General features: G+C 35.9%; 1 protein-coding gene. It reads right to left on the reverse strand.

Annotated elements, in window-relative coordinates:
- Window positions 1–273, reverse strand: a 273-nt coding sequence (locus NXS07_RS21220) for a hypothetical protein (protein ID WP_258087659.1), incomplete at both ends; no start/stop codon positions are given.

Consider the following 273-nt stretch of genomic DNA (forward strand, 5'->3'; position numbering starts at 1 on the left):
ATGCGTTAAAACAACAATTTGTTTTTGCTCTTTGTTAGCCTTATCAAGTGCATATTTTGCATCTGCGTCCAAGTTAGACCAAGTCGTATCCTCTCCTTTAGTTTGTGGTGCTTTTACACGCAAATTATCGTACAAGGAAAGAACAGAAGCATTGACCCTTGCATTTGCAATACCATTTACTTTTGCTTCTTTATTATTATGAACAAAAATAGGTCGTCCTTCTCTTGTTTTGATCAGGACAATTGTAAAATCATATCCATCCGCAATAGCAGT

The sequence above is a fragment of the Xenorhabdus bovienii genome (genome assembly GCF_024721015.1).
Lineage (GTDB): Bacteria > Pseudomonadota > Gammaproteobacteria > Enterobacterales > Enterobacteriaceae > Xenorhabdus > Xenorhabdus bovienii.